General features: G+C 62.0%; 21 protein-coding genes. 11 read left to right on the top strand and 10 right to left on the bottom strand.

Features of this window, described 5'->3' with window-relative positions:
- The first annotated feature begins 283 nt into the window (after nucleotides 1-283).
- On the top strand, nucleotides 284-742 hold the full coding sequence (locus tag ACFDS3_RS12035) for a PTS sugar transporter subunit IIA (protein WP_375262594.1): 459 nt from the start codon (nucleotides 284-286) through the stop codon (nucleotides 740-742).
- A gap of 1,668 nt (nucleotides 743-2,410) precedes the next feature.
- Here ACFDS3_RS12035 and ACFDS3_RS12030 read toward each other — a convergent pair.
- Both ACFDS3_RS12030 and ACFDS3_RS12025 read right to left on the bottom strand, forming a co-directional pair.
- On the bottom strand, nucleotides 2,411-2,845 hold the full coding sequence (locus ACFDS3_RS12030; RefSeq protein WP_375262593.1) for a phasin family protein: 435 nt from the start codon (nucleotides 2,843-2,845) through the stop codon (nucleotides 2,411-2,413).
- Nucleotides 2,846-3,148: 303 nt separating this feature from the next.
- Complete coding sequence (locus tag ACFDS3_RS12025) at nucleotides 3,149-4,942, bottom strand: PHA/PHB synthase family protein (protein ID WP_375262592.1); 1,794 nt, start codon at nucleotides 4,940-4,942, stop codon at nucleotides 3,149-3,151.
- 582 nt (nucleotides 4,943-5,524) lie between these two features.
- On the opposite strand from ACFDS3_RS12025, the gene ACFDS3_RS12020 reads away from it, so the two are divergent.
- Nucleotides 5,525-6,007, top strand: coding sequence for a PRC-barrel domain-containing protein (locus ACFDS3_RS12020; protein ID WP_375262591.1), 483 nt, complete (start codon nucleotides 5,525-5,527; stop codon nucleotides 6,005-6,007).
- 426 nt (nucleotides 6,008-6,433) lie between these two features.
- Here ACFDS3_RS12020 and ACFDS3_RS12015 read toward each other — a convergent pair whose 3' ends face one another.
- The 4 genes from ACFDS3_RS12015 to ACFDS3_RS12000 are packed head-to-tail and all read right to left on the bottom strand — an operon-like array spanning nucleotide 6,434 to nucleotide 10,840.
- Nucleotides 6,434-6,952 carry a chemotaxis protein CheW gene (locus tag ACFDS3_RS12015; protein WP_375262590.1) on the bottom strand — a complete coding sequence of 173 codons (519 nt, stop codon included), beginning with the start codon at nucleotides 6,950-6,952 and terminating at the stop codon, nucleotides 6,434-6,436.
- Between the two features lie 4 nt (nucleotides 6,953-6,956).
- Nucleotides 6,957-9,125 carry a methyl-accepting chemotaxis protein gene (locus ACFDS3_RS12010; RefSeq protein ID WP_375262589.1) on the bottom strand — a complete coding sequence of 723 codons (2,169 nt, stop codon included), beginning with the start codon at nucleotides 9,123-9,125 and terminating at the stop codon, nucleotides 6,957-6,959.
- Between the two features lie 15 nt (nucleotides 9,126-9,140).
- On the bottom strand, nucleotides 9,141-9,635 hold the full coding sequence (locus ACFDS3_RS12005; protein WP_375262588.1) for a chemotaxis protein CheW: 495 nt from the start codon (nucleotides 9,633-9,635) through the stop codon (nucleotides 9,141-9,143).
- Nucleotides 9,632-10,840, bottom strand: coding sequence for a chemotaxis protein CheA (locus ACFDS3_RS12000; RefSeq protein ID WP_375262587.1), 1,209 nt, complete (start codon nucleotides 10,838-10,840; stop codon nucleotides 9,632-9,634). The genes ACFDS3_RS12005 and ACFDS3_RS12000 overlap by 4 nt, the downstream gene beginning before the upstream one ends.
- Before the next feature lie 488 nt (nucleotides 10,841-11,328).
- Between ACFDS3_RS12000 and ACFDS3_RS11995 the strand changes: the two genes are divergently transcribed.
- Entirely contained in the window at nucleotides 11,329-12,711 is a 1,383-nt protein-coding gene (locus ACFDS3_RS11995; RefSeq protein WP_375262586.1) for a diguanylate cyclase, read from the top strand.
- Between the two features lie 316 nt (nucleotides 12,712-13,027).
- On the opposite strand, the gene ACFDS3_RS11990 is transcribed toward ACFDS3_RS11995, so the two are convergent.
- Complete coding sequence (locus ACFDS3_RS11990) at nucleotides 13,028-13,801, bottom strand: EAL domain-containing protein (RefSeq protein ID WP_375262585.1); 774 nt, start codon at nucleotides 13,799-13,801, stop codon at nucleotides 13,028-13,030.
- Between the two features lie 430 nt (nucleotides 13,802-14,231).
- Between ACFDS3_RS11990 and ACFDS3_RS11985 the strand changes: the two genes are divergently transcribed.
- From ACFDS3_RS11985 to ACFDS3_RS11970, 4 genes are all read left to right on the top strand, one after another.
- Nucleotides 14,232-15,473 (top strand): ATP-binding protein, encoded by a 1,242-nt coding sequence (locus ACFDS3_RS11985; protein WP_375262584.1) that lies wholly within the window; start codon nucleotides 14,232-14,234, stop codon nucleotides 15,471-15,473.
- Nucleotides 15,474-15,683: 210 nt separating this feature from the next.
- A complete protein-coding gene (locus ACFDS3_RS11980; RefSeq protein ID WP_375262583.1) occupies nucleotides 15,684-16,001 on the top strand; it encodes a hypothetical protein in 318 nt (105 codons plus the stop codon).
- Between the two features lie 265 nt (nucleotides 16,002-16,266).
- Nucleotides 16,267-17,397 (top strand): methyl-accepting chemotaxis protein, encoded by a 1,131-nt coding sequence (locus tag ACFDS3_RS11975; RefSeq protein ID WP_375262582.1) that lies wholly within the window; start codon nucleotides 16,267-16,269, stop codon nucleotides 17,395-17,397.
- A 390-nt stretch (nucleotides 17,398-17,787) separates the two neighbouring features.
- The gene (locus ACFDS3_RS11970) at nucleotides 17,788-18,198 is read left to right on the top strand and encodes a histidine kinase dimerization/phosphoacceptor domain -containing protein (RefSeq protein ID WP_375262581.1); all 411 of its coding nucleotides are present in this window, start codon (nucleotides 17,788-17,790) and stop codon (nucleotides 18,196-18,198) included.
- Nucleotides 18,199-18,297: 99 nt separating this feature from the next.
- On the opposite strand, the gene istB is transcribed toward ACFDS3_RS11970, so the two are convergent.
- Nucleotides 18,298-19,062 (bottom strand): IS21-like element helper ATPase IstB, encoded by a 765-nt coding sequence (gene istB / locus ACFDS3_RS11965; protein ID WP_375262580.1) that lies wholly within the window; start codon nucleotides 19,060-19,062, stop codon nucleotides 18,298-18,300.
- Nucleotides 19,059-20,504, bottom strand: a complete 1,446-nt coding sequence (gene istA, locus ACFDS3_RS11960) for an IS21 family transposase (RefSeq protein ID WP_375262595.1) — start codon at nucleotides 20,502-20,504, stop codon at nucleotides 19,059-19,061. Before istA ends, istB begins: the two co-directional genes overlap by 4 nt.
- A gap of 191 nt (nucleotides 20,505-20,695) precedes the next feature.
- Between istA and ACFDS3_RS11955 the strand changes: the two genes are divergently transcribed.
- Nucleotides 20,696-20,833 (top strand): VPLPA-CTERM sorting domain-containing protein, encoded by a 138-nt coding sequence (locus ACFDS3_RS11955; protein WP_375262579.1) that lies wholly within the window; start codon nucleotides 20,696-20,698, stop codon nucleotides 20,831-20,833.
- A gap of 70 nt (nucleotides 20,834-20,903) precedes the next feature.
- Here ACFDS3_RS11955 and ACFDS3_RS11950 read toward each other — a convergent pair whose 3' ends face one another.
- On the bottom strand, nucleotides 20,904-23,267 hold the full coding sequence (locus ACFDS3_RS11950) for an EAL domain-containing protein (protein WP_375262578.1): 2,364 nt from the start codon (nucleotides 23,265-23,267) through the stop codon (nucleotides 20,904-20,906).
- A gap of 455 nt (nucleotides 23,268-23,722) precedes the next feature.
- Between ACFDS3_RS11950 and ACFDS3_RS11945 the strand changes: the two genes are divergently transcribed.
- The 3 genes from ACFDS3_RS11945 to ACFDS3_RS11935 all read left to right on the top strand — a co-directional run.
- Entirely contained in the window at nucleotides 23,723-24,334 is a 612-nt protein-coding gene (locus tag ACFDS3_RS11945) for a hypothetical protein (protein ID WP_375262577.1), read from the top strand.
- 622 nt (nucleotides 24,335-24,956) lie between these two features.
- Nucleotides 24,957-25,046 (top strand): integrase core domain-containing protein, encoded by a 90-nt coding sequence (locus ACFDS3_RS11940; protein ID WP_375262576.1) that lies wholly within the window; start codon nucleotides 24,957-24,959, stop codon nucleotides 25,044-25,046.
- 135 nt (nucleotides 25,047-25,181) lie between these two features.
- A partial coding sequence (locus ACFDS3_RS11935; RefSeq protein ID WP_375262575.1) for an acetyl-CoA carboxylase biotin carboxylase subunit family protein occupies nucleotides 25,182-26,274 on the top strand: 1,093 nt, incomplete at its 3' end.

Genomic DNA, 26,274 nt, shown 5'->3' with positions numbered 1-26,274 from the left:
CGAGCCTGACTCCATGCACCAGTCGGTCAGACTGCCCGAGGCGTGGAATGGCTGCCCACGATGCCGTGGAATCGGTGCCCATCTTCCGTGGAATACGCAAGGGGATGGACCACGCTTGCCGCGCTGGCCATTAACGGGGTCAATATCAACTGGCGCGGGCGGCAACCGGCTGATGCTGAGCATCCCTCGAAGTCTGGCGCAAATATGCAATGAACCACGACGACTGAACCGCCTCAGGCAGCCCTGACTGATGCAGCGCCCATCCAGCGACACATAGGCAGACATGACCCTCTCCCAAATTCTCACAGTTGAGGCTGTCCGCACGATTTCCGCCGTAAGCAACAAAAGGAGGTTGTTCGAGACGCTGTCCCAGGCGGCGGCGCAGGCCTATGGGCTGCGAACTAAGACTGTGTACGGCGCGCTGATGGACCGCGAGAGCTTGGGCGCGACGGGCGTCGGGCAGGGCGTGGCGCTGCCCCATGCACGGCTCACCACCCTTGAACATGTCGTAGGGCTTTTCATTCGCCTTGAGCGGCCGCTTGATTATGGCTCTGCCGACCGTCAGCCGGTTGATCTGATCTTCGGACTCTTCGCCCCCACCGATACCGGGGTGGAGCACCTGAAGGCGCAGGCTAGGGTATCGCGGATGTTGAGGAACCCAGACCTATGCGCCAAGCTTCGGGCGAACAACGACCCACCCACGCTCCACGCGATCCTGACTGAGCCTCCGAACCTAAAATAACTTCTGGCGGTTCGCCCGCGGAGGTTTCCCAGGGTGCCGGCCCTGTCATAAGCGCTCGTCACCGAGCGGGCTGCGTCCCGCAGCCTGAAAGCGTCACCTCATTTTGAACCTGCCGTAGAAAATGAGCAGTCGGCGCAACTTCCAGGATCTCCCTGCGGGAGGGGAGATCGTGCGCGCCGCTTTCGTGAAGCAAACCTTCGGGTGCACGACTCCACCCGCTCCGTCGCCAGAAAAGGTAAAGGTGGATGACTGATACGCAGGCCGTAGCGAGGGCATCCCGTGGCCGCCTTCCTCACCACGGCTCTCAGGCTGCGACACCTGATCCGGCCTCCCCTGTTGATGTTGTGGCGTACCGGTCATAGTTCTGCAGCGCAGCAATCAACGTGCCGACTTTAGTTTTCGCGGCCGCGGGAATGGCATGAGCGGCCGCGCCAACCCCCAGGAGACTCATAGTGTCCCAGACCAATATATTCCGAAATACAGCCGTCCTTGCGGCACTCCCGATGCGAGTGTCCATGGTGTACACGCAGGCCTTCGCACGCAGATGGCCGGAGGTCTTTCAGCGCTCTATTGCCGGCACCGCGGATCCAGCGGTCGAAAGCGCGAAGACACCTTCCTCATCCGTGTCCGCCGCAGCTACGTCAAGCGAGACGGCCGCTCCCAAGCGCAAACCCGGACGGCCGAGGAAAGCCGAAGCTGCAGAAACGCCCGAGACTGCGGCACCCAAGCGGAAGCCCGGCCGGCCGCGAAAAGCGGCCGCTGCAAAGACCACCGAGGCATCGGAGCCCGCCGCACGGCCGAAGCGCAAGCCGGGGCGGCCTCGGAAAGCGACCGCCAGCTCGGAGAAAAGTGCAACTGTAGAGGCCACGGCATCGGATCAGGTTGTCGCAGCTGCGAAGACAGAGCCTGCCAATGAGACTGCGGAGAAAGCGGTTCCCAAGCAGGACGCTTCCGCCAATAAGGCGCCAGATGCCACGTCCGACGTGAGTCCCACAAAGGCAGCCTCAGCGACCGACGCAGGAGCTCCTTCCGGTGCAGGCGATGCCAAGTCCTCGGTCGACGCCGACAAAGCTACGCCAGAAGGCGAAGCCGGGACGGCTGAAAAGTCCGGAAGCTGATCCGGACGCCGAAGGCGGTCGCACGCGTCTGCACTAAGAAATAGATGGGCGTTTCGCTCGGCGGACCGAAACGGCGCCGAGCGGGCGTTCCGATCGAGCATCGGAAAACTCTCGCGCTAGAGATCGAGCGCCTCTACAGGGCGTCACGGGGCCGCCGCGCTTCGCGCAGTGATTGCGAGCCTCAGCACTGACTTTTCGTCGCAGCTAAAGCGGTTTGTGTTCAACTGTCAGAACCTTCACATGCGCCAAGCAGCAGCAGACGCTCATTCCGGTCCCCTCACCCGCCAATGAAGCGCTCAAAGCCCCCGGCCCGAGGTTCTATTCTCCGAGCCCCCGTGCTTTGCTGTGCTCATGCAGGGTATCATTGCGAGACCCCGGGAGTGAGAGAGACCGTCTCGATCACATCTTGCGCGGTCCGCCGTTCCGGGCTTCGGTGATAGTTGAAACCTGCCCAAATTGCTCGCAGCTCCCCGACAACGAGCAGAAAGGGCGGGCCGAAGCCCGCCCCAATGAACGTCGCCGCGTCGAAGCGGCTCGTCCCCTTGATCGCTTACTTGGCGGCCGAAGTGGCTACGCCGGTGGCCTTCTTGGCTGCATTGGCCAGATCGCCGGAGACATCCTTGCCGGCCGAAAGCATCAGCTCGACGGTCTCCATTTGGACGCTCTTCGCAATCTCAGCGAACTTCGCCATCGTCTCGGCGGTCGTCTCGGCCTGGGCGGACGCGAAATCGGTCATCGCCTTGCCATAATCTGCCGGCTCGTCGCGGACGACGGTGGCGTCGTTCATGCGCTTGAGCGTGTCCTGCGTCCACTTCGACGAAATCTCGGTCGACTTGCCGGCGGCCTCGATGACGACCTTCGACATCCGCTCGCCAAACGAGGCGTAGGATTTGAAGGCATTCTGGTAGGCCGACATGTCAGTCGGCATCGAGGACATCATCTCTTGCATCATCTTGCTGTAGTCGGTGTTGGTCTTGGTCGCCATGTCATTCACTCCCGTGGGTATGTTCAATTTCGATCGGCGGGGCGCGGTTCGTTGCCCTCTCGCCGCTCTGGAAGCATACATAACCTGCTGCACCGCAGCATATCAAGGATTGTTTCTGCACTGCGGCAAATAAAGTTACGTAGGGGAACCATGACTTATTCGACAGGCTGAAGCGGCGGATGCCGCGGAACCGGGCCGCGCCACCCAAAATCGTAGCGGTTTGAGAACAATACGCCGGGCAGGAATTCTGCACCTGCATAATGGGCATTCGGGCGACGGAAAACAGTATGCCGTGCCAAGGCGTCAGACGACCGGCGTCTCCAGCACGTAGGTGCCCGGCGCATCTGCGATCCCCTTGCCCGGGTCGCGTGCGGACACTTTCCGGCCCGACTGCTTCGCGAGCCACTCGCCGTACCGCATCCACCACGTTCCCTCATGGAAGTCGGCCGCCTCCTGCCATTCCTCCGGCGTGCCGGACCAGTCGCCATTGGTGTAATGGCCGTACTTCTTCTTGGACGGAGGATTGACGATTCCCGCGATATGCCCCGATTCCGACAGAAGGAAGGTCTTCGATCGCGCTCCCATCTTCTGAATACCACGAAACGAGCTCTTCCAGGCCGCGATGTGATCGGTCTCGCAAGCCACCGCCAGAAGGGGAACCTGCACGTCCCTGAGCGTGACCGTCTCGCCCAGCACCTCGAATCCGTCCGTGGCCAGCTTATCGCCTTGGCAGAGCCCGCGCAGGTACTCGATCGCCATGTCGCGCGGCAGGTTCGTTCCGTCGCCGTTCCAGAAGAGGAGGTCGAAGGCGGGAGGTGCCTCACCCATTAGGTAGCTGCGGACGGCCGGGCGGTAGATCAGATCGTTAGAGCGCAGGAACGAAAAGGTCCGGCTCATGTAAAAACTGTCGAGATAGCCGGCGCGTTTCACCTCTTCTTCGATTCCGTCGACGAAATCATCCTCGAGAAAGACCCCGACCTCCCCCCGGTCGGAAAAATCCGTCAGGGCGGTGAAGAAGGTGGCCGAGTTCACGCTCTCGTCGCCGCGCTTGGTCATGAGGCCCAGTGTCAGCGCCATGGTCGTGCCTGCGATGCAGTAGCCCACTGCGTTGACCTTGTCCTCGCCCGTGATCTTCTTGGCCTGGGCGATCGCCTCGAGGAAGCCTTCCTCGACATACTCGTCCATTCCCACTTCGGCGTAGTCGGGGCCCGGGTTCTTCCAGCTGACGACGAAAAGGGTGAAGCCTTGCTCCACGATCCAGCGGATCAGGCTGTTCTTCTCCTTGAGGTCGAGGATGTAAAACTTGTTGATCCAGGGCGGAAAGATCACGAGCGGGGTTTTGTGCACCTTCTCTGTCATCGGCGCGTACTGGATCAGCTCGAACAGGCGGTTCCGGAATACGACCTTGCCGGGCGTGGTGGCCAGGTTCTCGCCGACCTTGAACGCACTGGGATCGGCCAAGGTCACCACCAGTTCGCCATTGTTGCGTTCCAGGTCGCGCACGAGGTTTTCCAGCCCGTCGACCAGGCTCTGCCCCTCGGTCTCGACCGCGCGCGCCAAGGCCTCGGGGTTGGTGCCGAGGAAATTCGTGGGGCTCATCATGTCCACGATCTGCTGGCTGAAATACTCGAGCCGCTTCTTGTCCTGCGCCTCGAGCCCGTCGATAGAGCTCACCGCGTCCAGAACTACGCTGGCATTCATCAGGTATTGCTGCTTGAGATAGTTGAACATCGGGTGACGTTGCCAGATCTCGCAGGCGAAACGCGGATCGCTGCCGGTCTCGTCTGTCGGGGGAGAAAAATCGCCCTGCATCAGCTTCGACTGCGCTTCGACGTAATGGGTCAGCGTCTTGCCCCAGTAGTCGATCTGGGTCTGCATGATCTTACCCGGATTCTCCATCATGTCGCGCGTGAAGGCCATTCCGGCCTTCGCGTATAGTTCCGGCGAGGGTGACTGGAGCGACTGGGGAACCTGGCGCTTCTTGGTCATCGCGGCCGCCAGCCGCGCCGACAACACCTCCATCCGGGCGAGGTTCTTGGCCACCGTCTCGGAGTACTGCGCAACGTTCGTAGCGCTTTCGTTATCCTTCGTTGCCATGGCCTCCTCCCGTCATTCAATGCTGCAAGGCAGCAGGCTCTGTAGCCGCCGGGGAAACACGAGCGGTACACTTCACGCTAAGGGAATCGTAGCAGAGTGGACCGCAAAAGAAACAGCGGCCTAGACCGCCCTGCGGGGGGGTACACGCATCCAACAGGAGTACGGAAATCCTGTGCGACTTTCCGGAGGTTGGCCCGAGATGGCAGGGCGGCGAGACGCGAGCTCTGCTTGTCTGAGGGTTGCCCTATCGCATCCGCTACCGGGTCAAGACCGACACGGTTCCAGTCATCACCGTCGCGCATTTGAGTCACAAGCCTCGCCGGCTTGTATAGAGACGCTTCACGGGAATATGTCCCTCTCCGAACCGGCCGCTCGCCGCGAACGAGCTGAGTAGCCGGTGCGCGTTGGTCCGCCTTTCAGCGGTAGCAGTCATGCTGGCCTTGGCGAAGGGCCGATCAGGGGGTGATCTCGCCGGCTCGCCGGCGATCGCGCAGTCTTCTCAAAGATGCTGCCTGCTGCAGACGGGAACGTGAACGAGGCGAGCACGTTCACCGTGCAGGAAAAGATAAAAGGAAGACTATCATGAATCGCCTTACGACTTCCACTATCGCGCTCGTCCTTGCCGCCGGCACCGCTGGAATGGTCCAGTCGCAGGAAGCCTTGGATTCGGAGATCGGCACTTACAGCGGCGTCGTTGACAACGAACTAAGCGACCGCTTCATCCGCGCCGAGAACATCATCGGCGCCGACATCTATACCCAGTACATGGAGTACGACGAAGCAGCCTGGGGTGAGACCGACTTCTATGAGGAAATCGACACCGATTGGGAAGAGATCGGAGAGGTCTCGGACATCGTGATCTCGCGTGATGGCACCATCGTGGGCGTAATCGCCGAGATTGGCGGCTGGCTTGATATCGGAGATTCTGATGTCGTCATCGACATCGCCGACCTGAAGACGGTCGGCGGAACTGCCGGAGACAACTACGGCGACCTCTCCTTGGTCACGCCGCTTTCTCAAGAGCAACTCGAGTCGCGTCAGGAAGTGGATAGCGGCTGGTGGTAACCTAACCACTGGAAGGGCTCGCATCCCGAACTGTGCGAGCCCTTGCCATACCATGGTAATAGGTGACCGTCCCCACCCGCCGGTTATCGCTCATCCTCGTGGTGCGCCGCCGCGCCTCCCTGGTCAAAAGCGGCAGCGCGACAAGGTTCGCCGTCTATGCAACGAAGAAGGCCAGCGGCTTGCCGAGCCTGCCCGGCTGTTCAACGTCAGCCCGTATCCGGTTCGCCGCGCGTGATTGCTCGCAATGGCCATTCGTTGCGTTGCGCAGAAACGGTCACGCCGCGGACGAAGCTGCCGTTCGCCGCAGACGCCGCGATGCGGCGCCGCCTTAGAAGGCTCTGCACACCCATGCAGGTGCAGCTTAACTCGCCCCTACCGCTCTTCCGGGCGGGTAGACACCTCGTGCGCCGGAAAGCTACATCGGGATCAGGAGACGACCTCTTCCGCACAAAACTCTCCAATCGTGCCGCCGAAGAGCGCGTCGACGCTGAGAAGAACGATGGTCTTTGTGCCCCGCAGGCTGAGACCTTCGATGATCTTGTTGTTCCAATTGCTGATCCCGATGTCCGGGCACGGCTGGATCGCGTTCGCCGGTATCTGCTCGACGTGGTGTACCCGATCGACCACGACGCCGAGCGGCTGTCGCTGCGATCCGGTCGCGATTTCGATGACCAGGATCTGCGCGTCCGGGCCGAGCTCGCATGAGGGGAGGCCGAGCCGGGACTTCAGGTCAACGACTGGCAGGCTGGTGCCGCGCACGTCGACGACGCCCAGGATGTCCCCGGGCGATTCGGGCAGCGGCGTGATCTCCTGCATCACCAGAACCTCCCGCACGTGGTTAACGTCCATCCCGAGCGTCTGACTGGCTAGGGTGAAGGTGATGTAGCCGGGGGAGGAGTCCTCCTCCCCCGCGACGTTCCGGGCATGTCTTCGGTCGACTTGCATGGGATCAGCCCGCGTAGCGCTGGAAGTCGTCATCGGAGACCTCGTCGGCCGCGAGGTCGAGGTTGAAGGCATCGATCTCCGCCGCCTTCCCGGCCTTGGCCGGCTTGCCCGACGCCACGACCTTGAGCTTGACCGGCGCGACACCGCGCTTGCCGGTATTGTCGAGCTCGAAATATGAGATCACGCCGTTGAGCTGCTGCGACTGTGCCGCGAGTTCCTGGCTTGTCGCGGCCGACTCTTCCGCGGCGTTTGCGTTCTGCTGGATCACCTTGTCGAGCTCGCGGATCGCCTGGTTGATCTGCTCGGCACCCACGTTCTGTTCGCGGGTCGAGGCGGAGATCTCCTGCACCAGGTCGGCGGTGCGCTGGATGTTCGGGACGAGCGTCTCGAGCATCCGACCGGCCTCGCCCGACACATCGACGGTCTCGGCTGAGAGCTGGTTGATCTCGGCCGCGGCCTGCTGGCTGCGTTCGGCGAGCTTGCGCACCTCGGAGGCGACGACGGCGAAGCCCTTGCCGTGGGTGCCGGCGCGGGCGGCCTCGACCGCGGCGTTGAGCGCGAGCAGGTCGGTCTGGCGGGCGATCTCCTGGATGATGTTGATCTTGTCGGCGATCGTCTTCATCGCGCGCACCGCGTCGGCCACGGCCGCGCCGGATTTCCGGGCGTCGTCGGCGGACTGGTTGGCGATCTTCTCGGTCTGGCCGGCATTGTCCGCGTTCTGGCGGATGTTGGCGGTCATTTCCTCGATCGAAGCGCTGGCTTGCTGCGCGGCGGCGGCCTGCTGAGCGGAGCCGGCCGAGAGTTGCTCGGCCGTGGTGGACATGTTGCCCGCGCCTTCCGCTACGTAAGTTGCGCTGACAGACGCGTTCGAGATGACCTCGCGCAGCTTGATCACCATGTCGCGCAGCGCGATGCCAAGACGGTCGTCGTCGGAGCGCGGCGTGACGTCGGCCCGCAGATCACCCTTGGAGATGCTCTCAGCGGCCCGGCTCATCCCCTTCAGATCGACGACCATGCCGTCCATTTCGTTCAGCAGGATACCGATCTCATCGCGGCTGTTGGTCTTGGCGTCGACTTCGAGATTGCCTCGCGCGACTTCCTTGGTCACTGCAATGGCACGGCTCAGGCCCCGGCTGATCGTGGTCGAAAGCCAGAATGCGGCGGCGATGGCAATTACGACGGCAGCGATGCCGAGGGTCAACAGAAGGAAGCGCGCACTCGAGTAGACCTGCTGCGCTTCAGTCTGCGCCACTTCGAGAGAGGTACGCGCGCGATCGGCAAGGGCATCGGCAGCCGCGAAGCTCTCCTTGAACTCGGGCTCGAGTCGCGTGTTCAGGATATCGGTTGCCAAGGAATTCGTGTTCTGAAGCGAAAGGTTGGTTGTTACAGTCAACGGCGTCTCCCACGCCTGCCACGAGGAACGTATTGCATCGATTGCTGCGAGATCGGCACCGGAGGCGTTACGCTCCGCCGAGGAGAGATTTCCGATCAGGCCCTTCTTCTGTTCCGACAAATCTGTTGCCATGGCCGTGAGGCTTCCTCCGTCGGTCAGGATGAGCATCTCGCGCTCGATGCTCTGCAGTCCGCGAACATTGTCGGTCATCGCATCGATGCTGGCTTCGAGTTCCACGAGACGCGTGTCGCGGGCCGCGGAGGCCGCGATCCGGCTGCGTAGGTCGGCAACCATCGCCTCGGTTTGAGCATAGAGTGCATCGAATGCCGGGACGCTTTCATCCACGTAGGTTCTTGTGGCGCGCACGTTGGTATTTGCCAGTCCCACAGGGCGCAGCTCTGCCTCGACCTCCAGGAACTCCTGCCACTCCTTGTCGAAGGTGGCGAGGAGCGACGTAGTCGTTTCACCGATGTTGCTGTTTTCGATCTCGGTGAATGCCTTGGCCACGCCGGCCATTTGCTGATCGACCTGGTCCGCAATCTGCGCGGCGACGACGGCATCCGGCTGCGCAAGGTAGCTCTTGACCAGGCTCATCGAGCGAGCTGCGCCAGCTTGGATCTGCAAGCTCTCGTCGAGCTGGTGAGCGGTATTGTCTGCCATGTCGTCGAGGTTCGCCTGAAGCTTGCCGGCCTCTTTGAGAGCTTCGAAACTCGACACGCCGAGCAGTGCGATCAGCACCGCGAAGACGGCGATCAGCTTAGTCTTTATTGTCATACGCATGAGCGTGATCTTCCTTCAGGTCTCGGAATGGAGGGATTGTGTCGGCGCGAAGGCAGTCTCCGCGTCGAGAACGATGATGAGCGCGCCATTCTTCTTGGCGACGCCTCGAATGAGGTGGGTGGGCCAGCGAACGCCCAGTTCGGGCACTGTCTCGAGGTCGGCCGTGGGTGTGTCCGCGATGTCGTCGACATCGTCGGCAAGCATTGCGACTTTTGTGGCCTCGCCGCCGACCATGAGGTTGAGCACGATGACGCGGCTGCTCTGCCCGATCACCGCAGGCTTCATGCCGAGCCGTTGGCGCAGATCGACGAGGGGAGCGATCACGCCCCGCACGTTGATCAGGCCCGGTGCGAACGGATCGGCGCAGGGCGCGCGGGTAACCGGCTGCGGATCGACGATCTCGACCACATGCGCCACAGGGATAGCGAAGGTCTCGCCATCCAGCAAAAAGGTCAGCACCATATCATCACTGTCGCCCTCGGTCTCGATCATGTTCGGATCGGCGTTCATGCTGCCACCCGCTGTGCGCCTTGGGCGCGCTTGATGATCGCGGCCGGGTCAAGGATCAGCGCCACCGAGCCGTCGCCGAGGATGGTGGACCCCGCGAGTCCCTCGATGCCGCGATGATAGAGGGTCAGTGGCTTGATCACTGTCTGGTGCTGGCCGATCACCTCGTCCACGACGAGGCCAATGCGACGACCGTCAACACTGATGATGACAACGCGCCGATCGTCCGCAGTCATAGGCTCAGAACCGAAGAGAGTGTCGAGCCTGAGGAACGGCACCAGCTCATCACGGCTGTGCAGGATTGACCGGCCGCTTTCCCTCACGCTGTCGGCGTGGGGCAGCTCGACGCTTTCCTCCACCGCGGAAAGCGGCAGAATGAACGACCCGTCCGCCACCCTGACGAGGAGACCGTCGACGATGGCGCGCGTGAGCGGCAGGCGCAGCGTCACATCCGTGCCAGCCCCCTTCTGCGAGCTCAGTTCGACGCTCCCACGCAGCTCTTCTGCCACGCGCCGGACGACGTCCAGACCGGAACCGCGCCCGGAAACCTCGGGCAATGGCTCAACTGTAGAGAAGCCGCGCGCGAACACGACTTGGCGGGGCGCTTCGTCCGAGAGATCATCGTCAGCCGCGATCAGCTTGCCCTCGATCGCGCGGGTCCGGATAGCGTTGGCATCAAGACCACGGCCATCGTCAGAGACGGAAACGAGCACCTCCCCGCCCGCTTGGCAGGCACGAAGCGTGATATGGGCGGCAGCAGCCTTGTCGGCTTTCGCGCGATCCTCCGGTGCTTCGATGCCGTGCTCGATGGCGTTGCGGATCAGGTGGGCCAGCGGCTCGGCCAAGCTGTCGAGAACATCCTTGTCGACTTCGACATCGCCGCCCTCGACGAACAAGTGAGCCGGCTTGTTCAAGCCCTCGGACAGATCGCTGACCAGGCCGTGAATCTTGTCGAACACGGGCTGGATCGGCAGCATCCGGATCGACGCTGCTGCATCGCGCAGTTCGACCACCAGCCGGTCGATCTCATCGGCGGCCTCTTCCAGTTCCGGATCGGAAAGTCTGCCGGCGATCCGCTTGAGCTGGGCCTGCGCAATAACGATCGCGCCAACCGGAGCCGTCAGGTCATCGAGGCGTGGCGACGGGACGCAGATCGTGTCGGCGGGCGGAGAAACCCGGCCGGTTTCCACCGGCTCGATAGTCGTCATGGCTCTACGTTCCTGTAGCGAAGGGTTGGCTACGGGATACTGTCGGTTAAAGAAGTTGATGCTTGGTTTCCGCAAATGTTTTTGTCTGCGCCCGACACACGATATTTCGCGCTATCTTGCCTAAATTACGCGACGCTTGGGCGCCTTCAAATCGGATCAAGGGCTGCTCGGCCGCCGCCTCGCTGTGCCTCTTCCGTCACCTACGGTAGCGGCAGAAACCGCCCTCATCATGGGGTTTGATACGTCGGTGCTCGCTCGGGCCCGCCAGGACGCTGCGGCCCTGCGACATCTCGGCGCGCTGATCCTCGTTCCTGCCTCACGCTCTCGTGGATCGCGAAGGTGGCTCTCCAGGCTGCGTTTCCGATGAAACCACACTTAATTCGCCGCATTGATCACTTGAACGGATGAAACCACCACGCGAACCTGCCGCCGAGCCGGGCGACAGGACATGCGACCGCTTCGCGATTAGTAGAAGGGAAACCATCGGGATGAGCTCGAAGATTTGGCTTCGAGCCTTGGGGGTTGGTTTTGCCTACTATGCATGCGCATTGCTCTCGCTCCACGGCACAATCACCGAGGACGGCATTGCGGTTGTCTGGCTTCCCAACGCCGTTCTTCTTGCCGGTTTCCTGCTGCACGCTCCGAGACAGTGGCCGCCAGTCGCTATGGCCGCGTTCGGAGCAGAGATTGCCGCCGATGTTCCCAACTTTCCTGTTTGGGCGTCGATCTCGTTCGGAGTCGTCAACCTGCTTGAGGCATTACTCGCGGCTTGCTTGATCAGAAGGTTCGTCTTGGGCAATTCTCTTTTCAGCCGATTGCGCAGCGGCGCAATCTTTCTTCTTTCGGCTCCCATCGTCGCTTCCGCCTCGGCGGCCTTGCTCGGCGCGGGAGTCTATGTGCTCCTCGGCCAGACAAACAGCAGCTATCTGGCCCTGTGGCGGCTTTGGTGGTTCGGCGACGCTCTGGGACTCCTGTTGCTCACGCCCCTAATCGTCTTCGCTCGGCAGAACCTTCACATCAGGGCTTTTGAGACGCTTTCCTGGCTCAGAGGAGGCGAGCTACTGTCGATATGGCTGCTCGTCTTGATCCTGGGAAGCGCAGCTGTCCGGCCCGAATTGTCATCTACGTCCACGTTTTACCTTACACCAATCGCGCTGGTTCCGCTCGGCATCTGGGCGGCGCTACGGTTTGGCTTTCTCGGCGCCGCGATAACGATCAACTTGATTGCGGCGCTTGCGATCATGCATCTTGTTCTGGGTCACTCTCCCTACCCGTATGCCACTCCCCAGGAAGCTGTTTGGTTGACGCAGGAGTATCTTGTCGTGCTGGCGGTCACAGCGCTCGGACTGGCGATCCTCATGCACGAGACCGCCCGTCTCCAGATGCTTGCAACCACGGATTTCCTGACAAGCTTCGCCAATCGCCGCCACTTCGACGATCTGGGTCAGCGCGTATTGCATCGCCTGGCCAGAGACGGAGAAGCGGCTTCGGTCATTGTTTTCGACATCGACTACTTCAAATCGATAAACGATCAGCACGGCCATGACTTTGGAGATGAGCTCCTGCGGCGTATCCAGGCGCCGGTGAAACGCTCTACCCGTCCACGTGATCTGATCGCCCGACTGGGCGGCGACGAGTTCGCGATCTTGCTGCCTGCAACCGATCGAGAGCAGGCCAGGAATGTAGCCGAGCGCCTACGGGCAGAGATTGCAGAGCTCGGCATAGACGGCGACGGTCAAGCCACACGTCCAACCGCGAGCTTCGGCGTGGCTCAGTGGGATGGACAGAGTGATTTGCACGAACTGGTCGGCCAGGCTGATGCGTCGCTTTACCGAGCGAAGCGGGCTGGTCGAAACCGGGTCGACGGCTGACAGGTGAAGCTACGGAGAAACGCGCGGCATCGGGAAGGCCCGCTGAAGCTATCAGCCCCATATTTGCTTCGGCCGGACTCCGCCTGATGCACAGCAGCTCACCTGCGGGCCATCGGCCATTGATATGACGCCGGCTTATTCATAACGAGTACGTTTCTTAAGTGGAGGTCGCGGTGCAAGCCGGAACTTGGGGGTCTCCGGCGGAAAAGGACCTCTCGTCCGGTCTGACCCGTGTTTGTGCTGATGCCCCGCAACGGATCTCGTGGAGCAGCGCATGGAATTGTGAGTCGCGATCAATGCGCGCTGCCCCGCCTCCTCAAGCCTTGGCAGAGAACCCGGCCTCGGGCGACAGGATCAGCCGCTCATAGGCAGGCCGCGCGAAGTAGAACCCTTGGACAAGTTTGATCCCAAGCTCTCTCAGCGCATCCGCGTCGGCGGCTTCCTCGATGCCTTCGGCCATCACGGCGATGCCGAGATCGACGCAAAGGTCATGGATCGCGCCGACGATCTTGCGGCGGCGCGGGTCGCCCGCAATGCCGCGGACTAGGGCCATGTCGATCTTCACGATGTCCGGGTGCAGGTCGCACAAGAGTCCCAACCCGGCATAACCGGCGCCGAAATCGTCGATGGCCGTCATGAAGCCGCGCGCGCGGTAGCTCTCGACGATTCCCACCAGGTGCCCCGTATCGCGCACGGCCTCGGCCTCGGTGAACTCGAAGATCAGCCGATCTGTAGGAAAGGCGTATCGTTCGGCGGCCTGAAGCGTCGCCTGAATGCAATGCTCGGGATTGTAGACGGCATTGGGCATGAAGTTGATGCTGAGACGGGTGTCGATCCCGAGGCGCGACGCAACTGCGATGGCCTGTGTCCGGCACTTCTGGTCAAAGCTGTAACGGTTGGTTTCAGTGACGTGCTTGATGACGTCCCACGCCGACCCGTCGCCAATCGGCCTGACAAGGGCCTCCTGTGCGAACACCTTACCGCTATTGATATCGAAAATCGGCTGGAACGCCATGGTGAAATCGTGCCGAAACGCTTGGGAGCCGCGGGAACTGCAAGCGGTGCATTCGGTCTTGAGGCCTTGAAACATAGCTATGCTCTGTCGGTGAACAAATTCGGTCCGGTGCGCGCCGATTACTCGTATACAACCACAGCGGGAAGAGCTTTTTGTTGATCATTGGCTGGAATTCGAGTCTCGGCTCCAGAGGGAGCAGAACGTCGGAGAGAGGACCCCTCGGCGGCATCGCGGCTTTCGCATTGCGCAACCACAGTGGTGCGACCTCGCATTGCCAGAAGCGGGTGGCCTTGGTCGTGGCTACGACACCCCTTGCAGGGAGAATACGGTGCCATTCCTCGCAGTCCCGCAGCTCGCTGCGGGCCCCACGGTCTCCAAGTTGCAACGCCCCTGTCGAGCGAACCATGGTCATACCAAGTGACGCAGCTTAAAAACCCTTGCGTCTACGGAGACATTCCCGCTCATGCTGCGCCAAGTGCGACATATGATCTAACGAGGGCTGGACATGAATAACGAGGTGCTTCGACGCGCGATCACCCAAGACCATGCTGCATTCCAAGCCCAGGAGCATGACTTTCAGGCTGACATCGAGATGCTTGCCAACAGTGATCTTGTCGGCACCATCCTCGAAACCGTCATGCTTGCCACGAACACACGTTTCGCCGCTGTCGCCCGGGTCACGGCAGACAGGTGGGTTGCCTGTCGCTCCGTCGACGAGATCAATTTCGGCTTGGCCGAGGGCGATGAGATCGAGATCGAGTCGACCTTCTGCCGATCGGTTCGGGAAACCTCTCAGAAGGTCCTTTTCAATAACGCGGCGACCGACGATGTCTATAGAAACCATCCTATCGCGTCCAAGTTCGGCATCGTCAGCTACGCCTCCATCCCGATCCGTCGCAGCGACGGCAGCTTCTTCGGCACGCTTTGCGCGATCGACACGGAGCCACGTGACCTCAAGCATCCACGGGTCGTCGCGATGCTGGAGATGTTCGCCGACGTCATCGGCCGGAGTCTCGAAACCGAAGAGCGGCTGGAAGCACAAGAGCAGCTCGTCGCGCATGAACGCGAGCTGGCACGCACTCAAGAACAGTTCATAGCCGTTCTCGGACACGATCTACGTAATCCAGTGGCAGCTCTGGAAGCTGGGCTTCGGCAACTGGCCAGGCAGCCGTTGAACGATCGGGCGCAGAAGATGCTGCCGCTCATGCGATCTTCGGTGCATCGGATGAACGAGCTCATCGACAATATGATGCTGCACGCCAAGGCGCGCCTGGGCGGTGGGATTCATGTAAATGCGGCGCCCGATGCGCCGCTGACCGCTGCCATTACGCAGGTCGTCGACGAGGTCCGAGCCGCGTCCCCCGAGCACGAGATACTTCTGGATCTGTCTTTTGACCGGCCCATCAGTTGCGACGCGGCGCGCGTGGCGCAGGCGGTTTCGAATCTGATGTCGAATGCCGTCCGCCACGGCACACCGGGCGCCCCAATCGGGGTTCGTGGCACTTCGGGCGACTGCGAGGTCACGATTTCTGTAGTCAACCAGGGTGAGGCCATTCCTGACGACCTGCGGCGTCGACTGTTTCAGCCCTTTCGAAGGGGCATGCAGACAGAAGGCGAAGGCTTGGGACTCGGTCTGTACATCGCTTCTTCCATCGCCGATGCGCATGGGGGTCGTATCGAGGTAACGTGCGAGGGCGGAACGACGATTTTCAAGTTCAAGCTGCCAGCCCTTCCGACGGAAATCTAACCAAGCAGGGCTGGGGCTGCGCTCGCCCCGACTTGGCGCCAGTGACGAAACAGATCGGGCAAGCAGCAAAAGCGGGTCGCGGAGCGTCTCGTTGAGCTTGCATACACCCTTCGAACAGAACTGCCGTTGATGCCCCTCGCTGGCAGGTCTGCTCTTCGGTCCAAAGCTGTCATTAAGGCGGCTTTAATCCCCGCGTGCTTTCTGTCGCTCATGGATAAGCTGGTCGTGTGGATTGGACGGTCACCGCTCATCGCCGTGATGGTGGTCGGACTAGCTACGCCCGTTGGCATCTTGATCGGGCAGAATGCCCCGGATCCCGGAGCTCCCGTTCTCGTGCTGTCGGCTCCTTGGGACAGCGCCGAGCGGGTGGCAAAATCCGCATCAGGTCGCTTGATCCTGCCCGGCCGCATATCCTCCATCGGCTTGGTACACTCGCCGGAGCCGGAGTTCCTCGTCGCCCTAAAGGAGGCAGGGGCCTGGCTGATCCTGAACGCCCGTTTGTCCGGCGCCTTCTGCGCCTCGAAGTGAGACACGCCCCATGATCGACTCTCGCCAGAACGCCCAAACCTTGGCGGCTGCTTCCCGAATTCGGGTCATGCTTGTCTTCTGTTGGCTGCATGTTCCGCTGGCCTTCGGCACTGCCCTGATGCGTGACATGCCTTGGATCCTTCCCGTCGCCGCCGGCGGCCTCATGTCTGCCCTAGCAACGTTGGACTTGGCTCTATCTCCGACGCGGGGGCGCGTGACATTGGGTTGCGCCCTGATCGCCCAGCCGGCGATTCTAGTGGCATTGATGGCAGGCCATCCGTGGCAGGTCGACATGCATATGTATTTCTTTGCGATGATGGCGATCCTGTCGCTGCTGTTTGATGTGAAGGCTCTGCTGGCCGCAGCAGGGATCGTCGCGGCTCATCACCTGGGGCTGAACTACGCTCTGCCTGAGCTCGTCTATCCCGGCGGCACCGACCTCGGGCGGACCATCCTGCACGCCGTCGTGCTGGTAATAGAGACGGCAGGGCTCTGCGCCATGGTGCTGGCGCATCATCGCCAGGCCGCAGATGTCCGCTCCGCTCAAGAGCACGCGCTCGAAACCTCCGAGGCAGCCCGCCTCGAGCAGATCGAGGCGACCCATCGGATGTCGACGGTGCTCTCGGCTGCGACCGCCGGCATCGGCACGGTGGAAGAGAGCAGCACTCGACTGAGCTCGTTGGCCAACGAGATGGCGAAAGGGGCTCGGAACCAGTCCAGGTCGGTCCAGTCCGCATCCTCCTCGATCGAGGAGATCACCGCCTCCATTCGCAGCACCGCCGACGGGGTTGCTTCGACGGAACGGAGTTCTGCCAAGGCCCTCGAGAGCGCCAGGCGAGTTGAGAACACCGTTGCCCAGGCGGTCGCAGCGATGCAGGACATCGCCAAGAAGATCGGCGTGGTGCAGGACATTGCGCGACAGACTGACCTCTTGGCGCTCAATGCCGCGGTCGAGGCTGCCCGGGCTGGCATCCATGGGCGGGGCTTCGCCGTCGTGGCATCCGAGGTACGAAAGTTGGCCGAGCGGGCCCAGACCGCCGCTGCCGAGATCTCCACCCTGTCGAGCAACACCATGGAGGTCTCGACCGAGGCAGGCGCGATGCTGGCCGAACTTCTGCCGGAAATCGATCGAACGGCGGAAGCGAATCGCAACATCACTGCTGCGATGCGCGAGCAGGCAACTGGTTCTGAGCAGATCCGGATCGCCATCGGAGAGCTCCAGCGTGTGATAGAGCAAAGCGATGGCTTAGCCGGCCAGGCCGCTGAGGCTGCGAACGATCTCGCCCGGCAAGCCGAAGAGCTGAATGCTCTCGTCGTGGAAGACGACCACGCGAGCGAAAGTTCTTATCTCGCGGACAACGACCAGGGGCAAGGATCGTATTCGGCTGCCGCTTGATAGAATTGCCTGCAGCGAAAGGCTGGCACGTCCGCCTTCCAAGGCTTCGGTGCTCGGTGCAGCGATAAACAACTTGGGCCCGACATTGACCTTCGCCGCGCGGCGCTGGGAAGGCGGGTGTGTGGATCTTGCTGCCCTTCGCAGCAGGTCAGCAATACCTGCTGCATCTGCGGCTGCGTCTAATCGCCGGCCACCTGCGAGGGGTTGCAGTCTCTAAGCTTGCGCCACCGGGCTAGCTTGCCTTCGGCATTAATGCCATTTTGCCTGATTGCGAGAAGAGTACGCTTCCGCACACTTCATTGCAGCGTTGCGCAACGCTTGGTAAACTGTGGGTGGTAACGGGCGTTCAGAAATCCCGTAACGGGTGTTCAGAAGTCCCGGTGAAAGTGAATGAACAGCTCAGCTAAATCTCCGATGAAACAGGTGTCGACGATCAAATTGCGTGACGATCGCTCGGTGCACCCTGCGATGCGGGAGGAACCCTCCCGCGATCGAGAAACCGATCACCGGATCAGCAACAGCCTACAATTCCTGGCTGCCATGCTGCGGCACGAGAGCCGGGAGGCCACATCCGTCATCTCCGCCCGGCAGAGCCTAGAAAATGCGGCCGGACGATTGGCCGCCATGGCCCGCCTGCATCGGCAGTTGACGTCGCATCCGGCCGATTCAGACGTGTGTCTTGGGGAGTTCATCGAGCCGATCTGTGATGACATCTCCGAAAGTATCGGTCTCGTGTCAACGGCGGAGCAAAATCCGGCCACTGGGCGGCGTAAGAGTCGGCCACTTCGGATTTGGGCGTGACGCGCGCCGCAAGGCTGCGGCCGGGCAGCCGCGCTCTCCAGATAGCTGGCGGCTTCCCGGCCGCCTTGGCCCTTCAGGGCCAAGCCCTCGCGGGTGAGATCAGAGTGGTTTGGCGGGTTTGAGCGCGCGGCTTTGCGCCAAACGATAGCTCTCACCGTTCATCTCGACGATGTTGACGTGGTGCGTCAGCCTGTCGAGGAGGGCGCCGGTCAGGCGCTCGGTGCCGAAGGTTTCGGTCCATTCGTCGAAAGGCAGGTTACTGGTGATCAGCGTGGCGCCGCGCTCATACCGCTGCGAGATCACCTCGAACAGAAGCTCGGCACCGGTCTTGGAGAGCGGCACGAAGCCCAACTCGTCGATGATGAGCAGCTTGACCGCAGCCAACTGCTTTTGCAGGCGCAGCAGGCGGCGTTCGTCGCGGGCCTCCATCAGCTCGTTGACCAGCGCGGCGGCGGTGATGAAGCTGACCGGCAGCCCCTTCTGGCACGCGGCCAGCCCCAGCCCGAGGGCAACGTGGGTTTTGCCGGTTCCACTGGGCCCCAAGGCGATGACGTTCTCGCGCCGGTCGATCCATTCGCAGCGGGCGAGCTCCAGCACCTGCATCTTGTTCAGCTTGGGGATCGCCTTGAAGTCGAAGCTGTCGAGGCTCTTGGTGGCCGGGAACTTCGCTGCCTTGATACGGCGCTCGACCATCCGCCGCTCACGGTCGATCAGCTCAAGTTCGACGAGGCGCGCCAGGAACTGGACATGGTCCAGCCCCTCGGCGGCACACTGGCGGCCCAGCTTCTCGTATTCCCGCAGGAAGGTGGGCAGCTTCAGCGTCTTTAGATGATCCGCGAGCAGGATCTTCGGGGTGTCGGTCATGCCGCATCCCCCGACAACAGGGACATGTAGCTGGCCGCCGACGTGGTCCCGACATCAGCGCGCGGCAGGTAGGGATAAACATCGAGATCCAGCTTCGGCGGCCGTTTCTCAACATGGCAGAGAACGAGGTGCTTCACGGCATCGAAGCCGACCGCGCCCAGTTGCAGGGCCTTCTTCACGGCGGCGTGGAGATCGTCGAGGTCGAAGGTCTCCAGCAGGCGCAAGACCTGCACATATTCCCGCCGTCCCGCCTTGATCATCCGCGCTTCCATCAGGCGGCGCAGGGTCGCGAACTCCGCAGGCAGCTCCCATTCGGCAAGAGGCGCCGCCTGATCCAGAGCATTGATCTTCCTTTCGATCAGCGGGAGATAATGGATCGGATCGAACACCATGTCCTCGCGGTCGTAGCAGCGCGGATGACGCGCGATAACCTCGCCACCGCAGCCGATCATGACCTCGTCGACATAGCCTCTGATCCAGACATCGCGATGGCCGTAGGCGACCGGCACCGAGTAATCGTTGGTCTTGTAGCGCACCAAGGCTTGGGAGCTGACCCGTCCGGTGGTCTGATCACAGGCATCGAACGCCGCCGCCGGGAGTTCGGACATAGCAGCCAGATCCCGCGCGAGGCGTTCCCCGATTGTCTCGGACTGACCCCGCAGGACATCCGCCTGACGCCTGCGGCACTGCTCCTCCAGGTAGGCGTTGAACGCGCCCCAAGTCGGGAACCGCGGGATCGGCACCATGAAGTTGCGGCGAGAGTAGCCGACCAAGCCCTCCGCGTTGCCCTTGTCGTTCCCCTTTCCAGGACGGCCGTAGCGGTCACGGAACAGGTAATGCGACAGGAACCCGCTGAAGAGCGTGGCCCGCTGACGCGTGCCGTCCGGCAGGATCTTCGCGACCAGGCAGCGGTCGTTGTCGTAGAGGACAGACGTGGGCACCTTGCCGAAGAACGCGAAGGCGTGGACGTGGCCGTCGACCCAAGCTTCCGCTGTCGCCGCGGGATAAGCACGCACGAAGCAGGCATCGCTGTGCGGCAGGTCCATGACGAAGAAATATGCCTTCTGCTCAACACCGCCGATGAAGACCGTCGCTTCGCCGAAGTCGGCTTGGGCATGCCCCGGCGGATGCGCCAGAGGCACGAACATCTCGCGGCCGCGCCGCTCGCGCTCCCGCATGTAGTCTTTGATGATCGTATAGCTGCCAGTGAAGCCATGCTCATCGCGAAGCCGCTCGAACACCCGCTTCGCCGTGTGCCGCTGCTTTCGATGGACCTCGCGATCCCCCTCAAGCCAGCCATCGATGATCTCGGTGAACCCATCCAGCTTCGGCCGCTTCACCGGCGCCGTCCGCCGGTATCCAGGCGGAACCGAAAACTCCATCATCTTCTGAACGCTATCGCGGGAAATCCCAAACTGACGCGCAGCCTCGCGCTGGCTCATCCCCTCGGCACACGCCAGTCGCACCTTGCGATACAAGTCCACGGTGAAAATCCTCCCACCCTCCCCGTCGCCAGAAAGGGTAAAGGTGGACGACTTTTACGCCGCCCGCAGCGGGCTCATCCCGCCGCTACCGTGGCCGACTTTCTCACCGCCGTTCTCATTCGGTTGCCCCTTCTATGCCCTGATTCAGTATGGGCGCGCAAACCAGTCTTGCATCGCCGCTGCCAGATAATGTAGCCCCCATCCCCCTGCCTGCGACCCTCGTCTTTCTCTTGGCGGCCGTCGGTGGCCTGGCAGGATTGGTGCGCCGCAAGACAGCTACGGAGTGACGCGGTAGGGCTTGTATTCACCGCGCGGGCGGTGCGGCTACTTCTTCGTCCTGGCCTTCGGCCCGAGCGATCAAGCAGATAGTTTCTTCCGATCCGGGTTGGCAAAAAAAGGCGCCAGTTCGACACCTGGAATCGGGCGACTGATCAGAAATCCTTGGATCTGATTGCATCCCTCGTGCCGGGCGAACTCCTGCTGCTCCACGGTTTCGACACCTTCGATCGTCACGCTCATCCGCATTTTGGCAGCCAGCGTGACAATCGCTTGAACAATGGCGACGCTATCGGGGTCCTCTGGGATCTGTCGCACGAAGAAGCGGTCGATCTTCACTTTGTCGAAGGGGAAACGCCGCAAGTGACTGAGCGATGAGTAGCCAGTCCCGAAGTCGTCGAGCGAAATGCGAATCCCGAGATCTTTCAGGCCGTGCAGGTTGCCGAAGGTGCGCACGTCATCACGCAGTAGGGCGGTTTCCGTGACCTCAAGCTCGAGGCGCGTCGCGGGGAAGCCGGTTTCTTTGAGGATTTTCGCGACGTTTTTGACCAAGTTCGGGTCCCCGAGCTCGACAGCTGAAAGATTGACTGCAAGCGAGGTTGTCTCGGGCCATCCCGCCGCCTCGACGCAGGCGGTGCGTAGCACCCACTCACCTATTGCCCCGATCAGGCCGATCTCCTCGGCAAGCGGTATGAACTCCGCCGGCGAGATCATGCCCCGCTTTGGGTGGGTCCACCGCAGAAGGGCTTCAGCTCCCTGGAATGCTCCGCTGGAGGCGTCTGTCAGCGGCTGGAAGTGGACCTCGAGCTCGTCACGCTTCAGCGCCAGGCGCAAGTCGCGTTCAAGTTCGCTGCGGTTGAGGGCCTCTGCGAGCATCTTCGGCTCATATAAGCAGTAGCGCTCGCGACCGGAGTGCTTTGCGCTGTAGAGCGCGAGATCGGCATTCCGCGCCACCGCATCGGCATCGGCTCCGTCCTTCCCCAGATAGGCAATCCCGATGCTCGCGCCGATCTCTATGATTTGGGCACCCAATGAGAAGGGCGATCGCATCGTGTCGACGATGCCGGCGGCGAGGCTGGTGACCCTGTCGGCGTCTCCGGCAGTCAGGATCGAGAATTCGTCCCCGCCAAGCCGAGCGACAACGTCATCGCCCCCGGTGCTGGCTCCAAGCCGCTCTGCTACCTGACGCAGGAGCTCGTCGCCAAAGGAATGCCCGAAGGTGTCATTGACCCATTTGAAGCGATCCAGATCGATCGCGAGAAGGGCGTATTGTGAGACGCCCTCGCCGAGATTGGCCGCGCGCACGGCCAGTATTTCTGAGAACCGCATGCGGTTGGTCAGTCCGGTCAGCGCATCTGTGTAGGCCAATCGTCGAATTGCCTCTTCGGTCTTCAGACGCTCGCGCTGGTCCCGAACAGCAAATACAATTTGGCGTTTGGAGCCGACCGTCACCTCGCTTCGTAGGACGCGGACAGGGATGAGCCTGCCCGCCGCTCCGACGAGTTCGGCATCATATTCTTCTCGCTCTACCATATCGAACCAGGTCACGCTCGGGATGAGCGACCCCACCGTCTCGCCGATGACATCGCTTCTCGCAACTCCCGCCAGCCGCGCAAAGCTGTCGTTGACAATCGTGATCGTGTCACCGTCGCACACCACAAGTCCTTCAACGGCAAGGTTCGAGAGTTCGCCCAGCCGGACCCGGTCGCGCCGCAGCTGAGCCTGGGCCCGTAGGCTGACGCGCAACCCGTAGACCGCCAGCGCGATGAGGCAAAGGCAGACGGCGGCAATCACCGGCGCGATCACCTGCGGCGGCACCGCGAGGGCCGGTAGAGTAGCGAACGGGTCATAGAGCAGCGTCATCGCCGTCATTCCGCCGACATGCACGACGGAGATCGCTGCCAAAAGCAACGGAGGGGCGAGGCGCCTAAGAGACCGGCTCCGCTCACCCGAAGCGACCATACCAGCGCCAAACATCAACAAGCTTGCTCCGATCGAGCCGAACACGAGCGGAAGATCCCAAAAAACCGTCGCGGCTACCTTATAGCTGAATTGGCCCAGATAATGCAGAACTGCGACAGACACGCCGAGCAGGATGCCTGATATAAATCGACGCCGTCGGTCACGGCTTGCTATCGTGTATGTCATGCTCAGGGCGATGCCGGCAGTCACGATCAGAAGGGACAAGGCCGTCAGGGGGACATCGAACACAGCCGGAAGCCCGGGCCGATATGCCAGGAGTGCGATCATGTGAGTTGCCCAGGCCGTGGAACCGGCCGCGATCATGCTGGTGATTGCCCAGTTGCGCCGGGCGACGCCCTCAGACCGCGCCGCGTGCATCCCAAGCGCAAATGCAGCATAGACCCCGATCACGCAGATGAAACAGGATGCAATGAGTAGGCGCCAGTCGTGGAACTGATCGAGACACGTGATTATCGCGTTCATTTGCGCCGCCACTGATGGGGGAGCAGCCGGCAATACGCACGGAGTTCCCAATCGACCGCAGTCATCGCGGCAAGAGGTGAACAGAACGTTACAGCGCGCCGGCCCTGTGGCGACTTTCTTTCGATGTCGCTCGACAACGTCAGCGGTGCGGTCTTGGTTTGAGCGATCGCGCGGCGGCGGCCTCGATCTACGACGAGGAGCCAACGCGGGCTTTCAGGCGTCCAGACCACCGACGCTAAAGCGGTTCCTGCCCCTCAGAGCGAGCCGAAAGAGCCTTGCAGGTGCTCGGGGATTGCGGATCACGCTCTTTGCTTGGAGTTCCGTGCAGCGATCTAGGCTGTAATATCTGTGCCAGTCCGCAACTGAGAGGTGGGGCGGTTGCCGCCCTCCTCAGACGGCATCGCAATGTGCCAAGGTCGTGGTGTTCAACGCCACGCTGCGAGGGAAACGGCGAGATGAAGGATACGATGATCGGGGTGGACTTGGCAAAGAGAGTTTTCCAGATCCACGGAGCTTCGATGACCGGGGAGGTGAAGTTTCGGAAGAAGCTGACACGGGAGCAATTCCGGCGGCTTATGTCCGAGCAGCCCGCCTGCATTGTCGTTTTCGAAGCCTGCGGCAGCGCGAGCTACTGGGCGCGGGAGATGGAAGAACTTGGCCACGAAGCCAAGCTGATTGCACCGCAGTTCGTCCGGACCTTCGTCAAGCAGCAGAATAATGATGCGGCTGATGCCGCGGCAATCGTGATCGCTGCGCGCCAGCCAGAGATGCGGCTTGTCGCGCCGAAGACGGCAGAGCAGCAGGCCATGGCGGAGCGGGGTGATCGTGGTATCGTCTTCCATGGCGTATCGCTCCTTCGGGAGGTTCTGGCAGGCTTCGACACCCGCCACGATACGCCGCCTTCTCAAGCCGCATCACCCATTTTCCGCTATAGCTCATGTGGCGGTAACGTAAAGTTAGGGACTGAGGCGCATCCGGGTCATGGGCTGCCCGAGGAGCCTCAAGAGCTTCTCTCACGCCTCGGGGTGCTCGCCTTCGGTTCGCCGGGGGCGGGCACATCACGTTAACGGCACCTTCATTTCTCGCTGGCACTCAAAGTGTGGGGTTGAGCGCTGGACCCTCTGACGACCATCTCACGAATGAATCGTCCGTGGGCTCTGGTCGTCTGTCAGGAGGGGTATTCAGCTAGGAGTCTGCGGTGAGACCACGGTGGTATAAAGTTCTCGTCGGCGTGCTGTTGGCGCTCCTGCTGGGCGGCGGCGCCGGTGTCGCCGGCTGGATCGTCGAGGGAGTGCTCGGCGCTATTGTTTGCGCCTCGATCGGAGCCTTCTTGGGCCTCAGCGTCGCTCCGGACGTGGCCCGGTATTATTGTCGGCAGAAAGCCCGGTCCCGGTCCTGTCGATAGATGAGTGGATCGTGCCTCCCGAAAGTGTGGAGCCCGTTCCCGGAGTCTTGAGAAATGCAGATGTACATCCACCCCGCCATCGAGTTGAAGGAACGCGCCATGGCGAGAACTCAGGCGATCGACCAAGTCGCCGGAAGATACAACCACCTGATGACCTGCTAGGCTTCCTCGAGAACCTCTGACCATGTCGCCTTGTTGCGCGGGCAAACCCTGACGGATTAGAGCGTTACGCTGCCCGCGCGGCATAATCCAAAACGCGGCATTATGGGTCTTCTTAAACATCGATGTACAATACAGTGCGTCCCCATTCAGCACTCGGAGGACGGACACCGGTCGAGGCCCATCAGGAGCTCGGCCTGAACGCGGCGGCGTGATCAACAGGCAAGCTCAGCAGCGCCGCGAAACTGTCCGGGAATTGGGGACCACCTCAGCCCCGCCCGCTTCCGTCGGAACGGCCCCGCCAGCCGTGCATTGGCGTCCCAAGCGTGTGCGAAAGCAGAGGGGCCGGAATGCCAGCAGCGGCGAAGAAGACGATTTGTGTCATCGGGAACGACCCGTTCAACGACGACTACATCAAGCGGATACCCGAGGCCGAAGGGTGGAACGTCGTGACCGTCCTGCACCATGACGACGTGCAGCCCCCCGACGAAAGCATCGACTTCGACGCGCTCTACGACCGCGCCCATGCCGAGATTGCCGCGATGGACCCGCCGCCCGACGCGATCATCGGGCATCTCGACTTCCCGGTGACCTCGCTCGTGGCGCTGCTGAATCGCGATTTCGGGCTGAAGGGCGCCTCGCCCGAAGCGTTGGCGCGATGCGAGCATAAGTTCTGGATGCGCGAGGCGCAGCGCGAGGTCTTCCCCGACAACACGCCCGCAGTCACCGCAATCAACCCGTTCAAGCCGGACGAGGCGCACGCCGCCGTGCCGGAATACCCGTTCTGGCTGAAGCCGGTGAAGGGCCACTCGTCGAAGCTGGGGTTCCTCGTGCGCGACGAAAGCGACCTCGACTCCGCGCTGCACGAGTGCCGACGCTTCATTCATCAGCATGGCGAGCCCTTCAATCGCTTCCTTTCGCGGCTCGATCCCGATTGCGGTTGCCCCGGTGGCGTGAATGGCAACTACGCCGTCGCCGAAGAGCTGATCTCGGCCGGGCGCCTTTTCACCCTGGAAGGGCTGGTCGACGACGGCGAGACCAAGGTCGTCGGCGCGGTGGAGTCGCTCAAGGGCGGCGGCGCAGGCGTCAGCTTTTCGCGCTACCAGTATCCCGGTGACCTCTCGGAGGAGATCGTCGAGAAGGGCAGGGAGATCACGGCGACGCTGCTGGACCATTTCGGCTTCGACAACGGCCCCTTCAATGTCGAGTTCTTCTACGACGACGACACCGGTGCGCTGCGCCTGCTCGAGATCAACCCCCGCCTGTCCAAGTCGCATTCTCCGCTGTTCCACATCGTCGACGGCGCGACCCACCACCGCCAGGCGATCCTTCTGGCCCTGGGCGAAGAGGTGAAGCTGCCGGCGCGAGAGGGCAATTCCCCCGTGGCCGCGAAATTCATGATCCGCTCAAACGAGGAGGACGGGATCGTCCGCAGCGTGCCGG

The sequence above is a fragment of the Palleronia sp. genome (assembly GCF_042089775.1).
Lineage (GTDB): Bacteria > Pseudomonadota > Alphaproteobacteria > Rhodobacterales > Rhodobacteraceae > Palleronia.
Note: the sequence above shows the minus strand (reverse complement) of the source record. Positions and strands in the feature narration are given on the sequence as shown.

What these genes read in the sequence shown, in the direction of transcription:
- ACFDS3_RS12035 (WP_375262594.1), top strand. Translation starts at nt 284, where the DNA reads ATGACCCTCTCCCAAATTCTCACAGTTGAGGCTGTCCGCACGATTTCC.
- ACFDS3_RS12030 (WP_375262593.1), bottom strand. Translation starts at nt 2,845, where the DNA reads ATGGCGACCAAGACCAACACCGACTACAGCAAGATGATGCAAGAGATG.
- ACFDS3_RS12025 (WP_375262592.1), bottom strand. Translation starts at nt 4,942, where the DNA reads ATGGCAACGAAGGATAACGAAAGCGCTACGAACGTTGCGCAGTACTCC.
- ACFDS3_RS12020 (WP_375262591.1), top strand. Translation starts at nt 5,525, where the DNA reads ATGAATCGCCTTACGACTTCCACTATCGCGCTCGTCCTTGCCGCCGGC.
- ACFDS3_RS12015 (WP_375262590.1), bottom strand. Translation starts at nt 6,952, where the DNA reads ATGCAAGTCGACCGAAGACATGCCCGGAACGTCGCGGGGGAGGAGGAC.
- ACFDS3_RS12010 (WP_375262589.1), bottom strand. Translation starts at nt 9,125, where the DNA reads ATGCGTATGACAATAAAGACTAAGCTGATCGCCGTCTTCGCGGTGCTG.
- ACFDS3_RS12005 (WP_375262588.1), bottom strand. Translation starts at nt 9,635, where the DNA reads ATGAACGCCGATCCGAACATGATCGAGACCGAGGGCGACAGTGATGAT.
- ACFDS3_RS12000 (WP_375262587.1), bottom strand. Translation starts at nt 10,840, where the DNA reads ATGACGACTATCGAGCCGGTGGAAACCGGCCGGGTTTCTCCGCCCGCC.
- ACFDS3_RS11995 (WP_375262586.1), top strand. Translation starts at nt 11,329, where the DNA reads ATGAGCTCGAAGATTTGGCTTCGAGCCTTGGGGGTTGGTTTTGCCTAC.
- ACFDS3_RS11990 (WP_375262585.1), bottom strand. Translation starts at nt 13,801, where the DNA reads ATGTTTCAAGGCCTCAAGACCGAATGCACCGCTTGCAGTTCCCGCGGC.
- ACFDS3_RS11985 (WP_375262584.1), top strand. Translation starts at nt 14,232, where the DNA reads ATGAATAACGAGGTGCTTCGACGCGCGATCACCCAAGACCATGCTGCA.
- ACFDS3_RS11980 (WP_375262583.1), top strand. Translation starts at nt 15,684, where the DNA reads ATGGATAAGCTGGTCGTGTGGATTGGACGGTCACCGCTCATCGCCGTG.
- ACFDS3_RS11975 (WP_375262582.1), top strand. Translation starts at nt 16,267, where the DNA reads ATGGCAGGCCATCCGTGGCAGGTCGACATGCATATGTATTTCTTTGCG.
- ACFDS3_RS11970 (WP_375262581.1), top strand. Translation starts at nt 17,788, where the DNA reads ATGAACAGCTCAGCTAAATCTCCGATGAAACAGGTGTCGACGATCAAA.
- istB (WP_375262580.1), bottom strand. Translation starts at nt 19,062, where the DNA reads ATGACCGACACCCCGAAGATCCTGCTCGCGGATCATCTAAAGACGCTG.
- istA (WP_375262595.1), bottom strand. Translation starts at nt 20,504, where the DNA reads ATGAGCCAGCGCGAGGCTGCGCGTCAGTTTGGGATTTCCCGCGATAGC.
- ACFDS3_RS11955 (WP_375262579.1), top strand. Translation starts at nt 20,696, where the DNA reads ATGGGCGCGCAAACCAGTCTTGCATCGCCGCTGCCAGATAATGTAGCC.
- ACFDS3_RS11950 (WP_375262578.1), bottom strand. Translation starts at nt 23,267, where the DNA reads ATGAACGCGATAATCACGTGTCTCGATCAGTTCCACGACTGGCGCCTA.
- ACFDS3_RS11945 (WP_375262577.1), top strand. Translation starts at nt 23,723, where the DNA reads ATGAAGGATACGATGATCGGGGTGGACTTGGCAAAGAGAGTTTTCCAG.
- ACFDS3_RS11940 (WP_375262576.1), top strand. Translation starts at nt 24,957, where the DNA reads ATGTACAATACAGTGCGTCCCCATTCAGCACTCGGAGGACGGACACCG.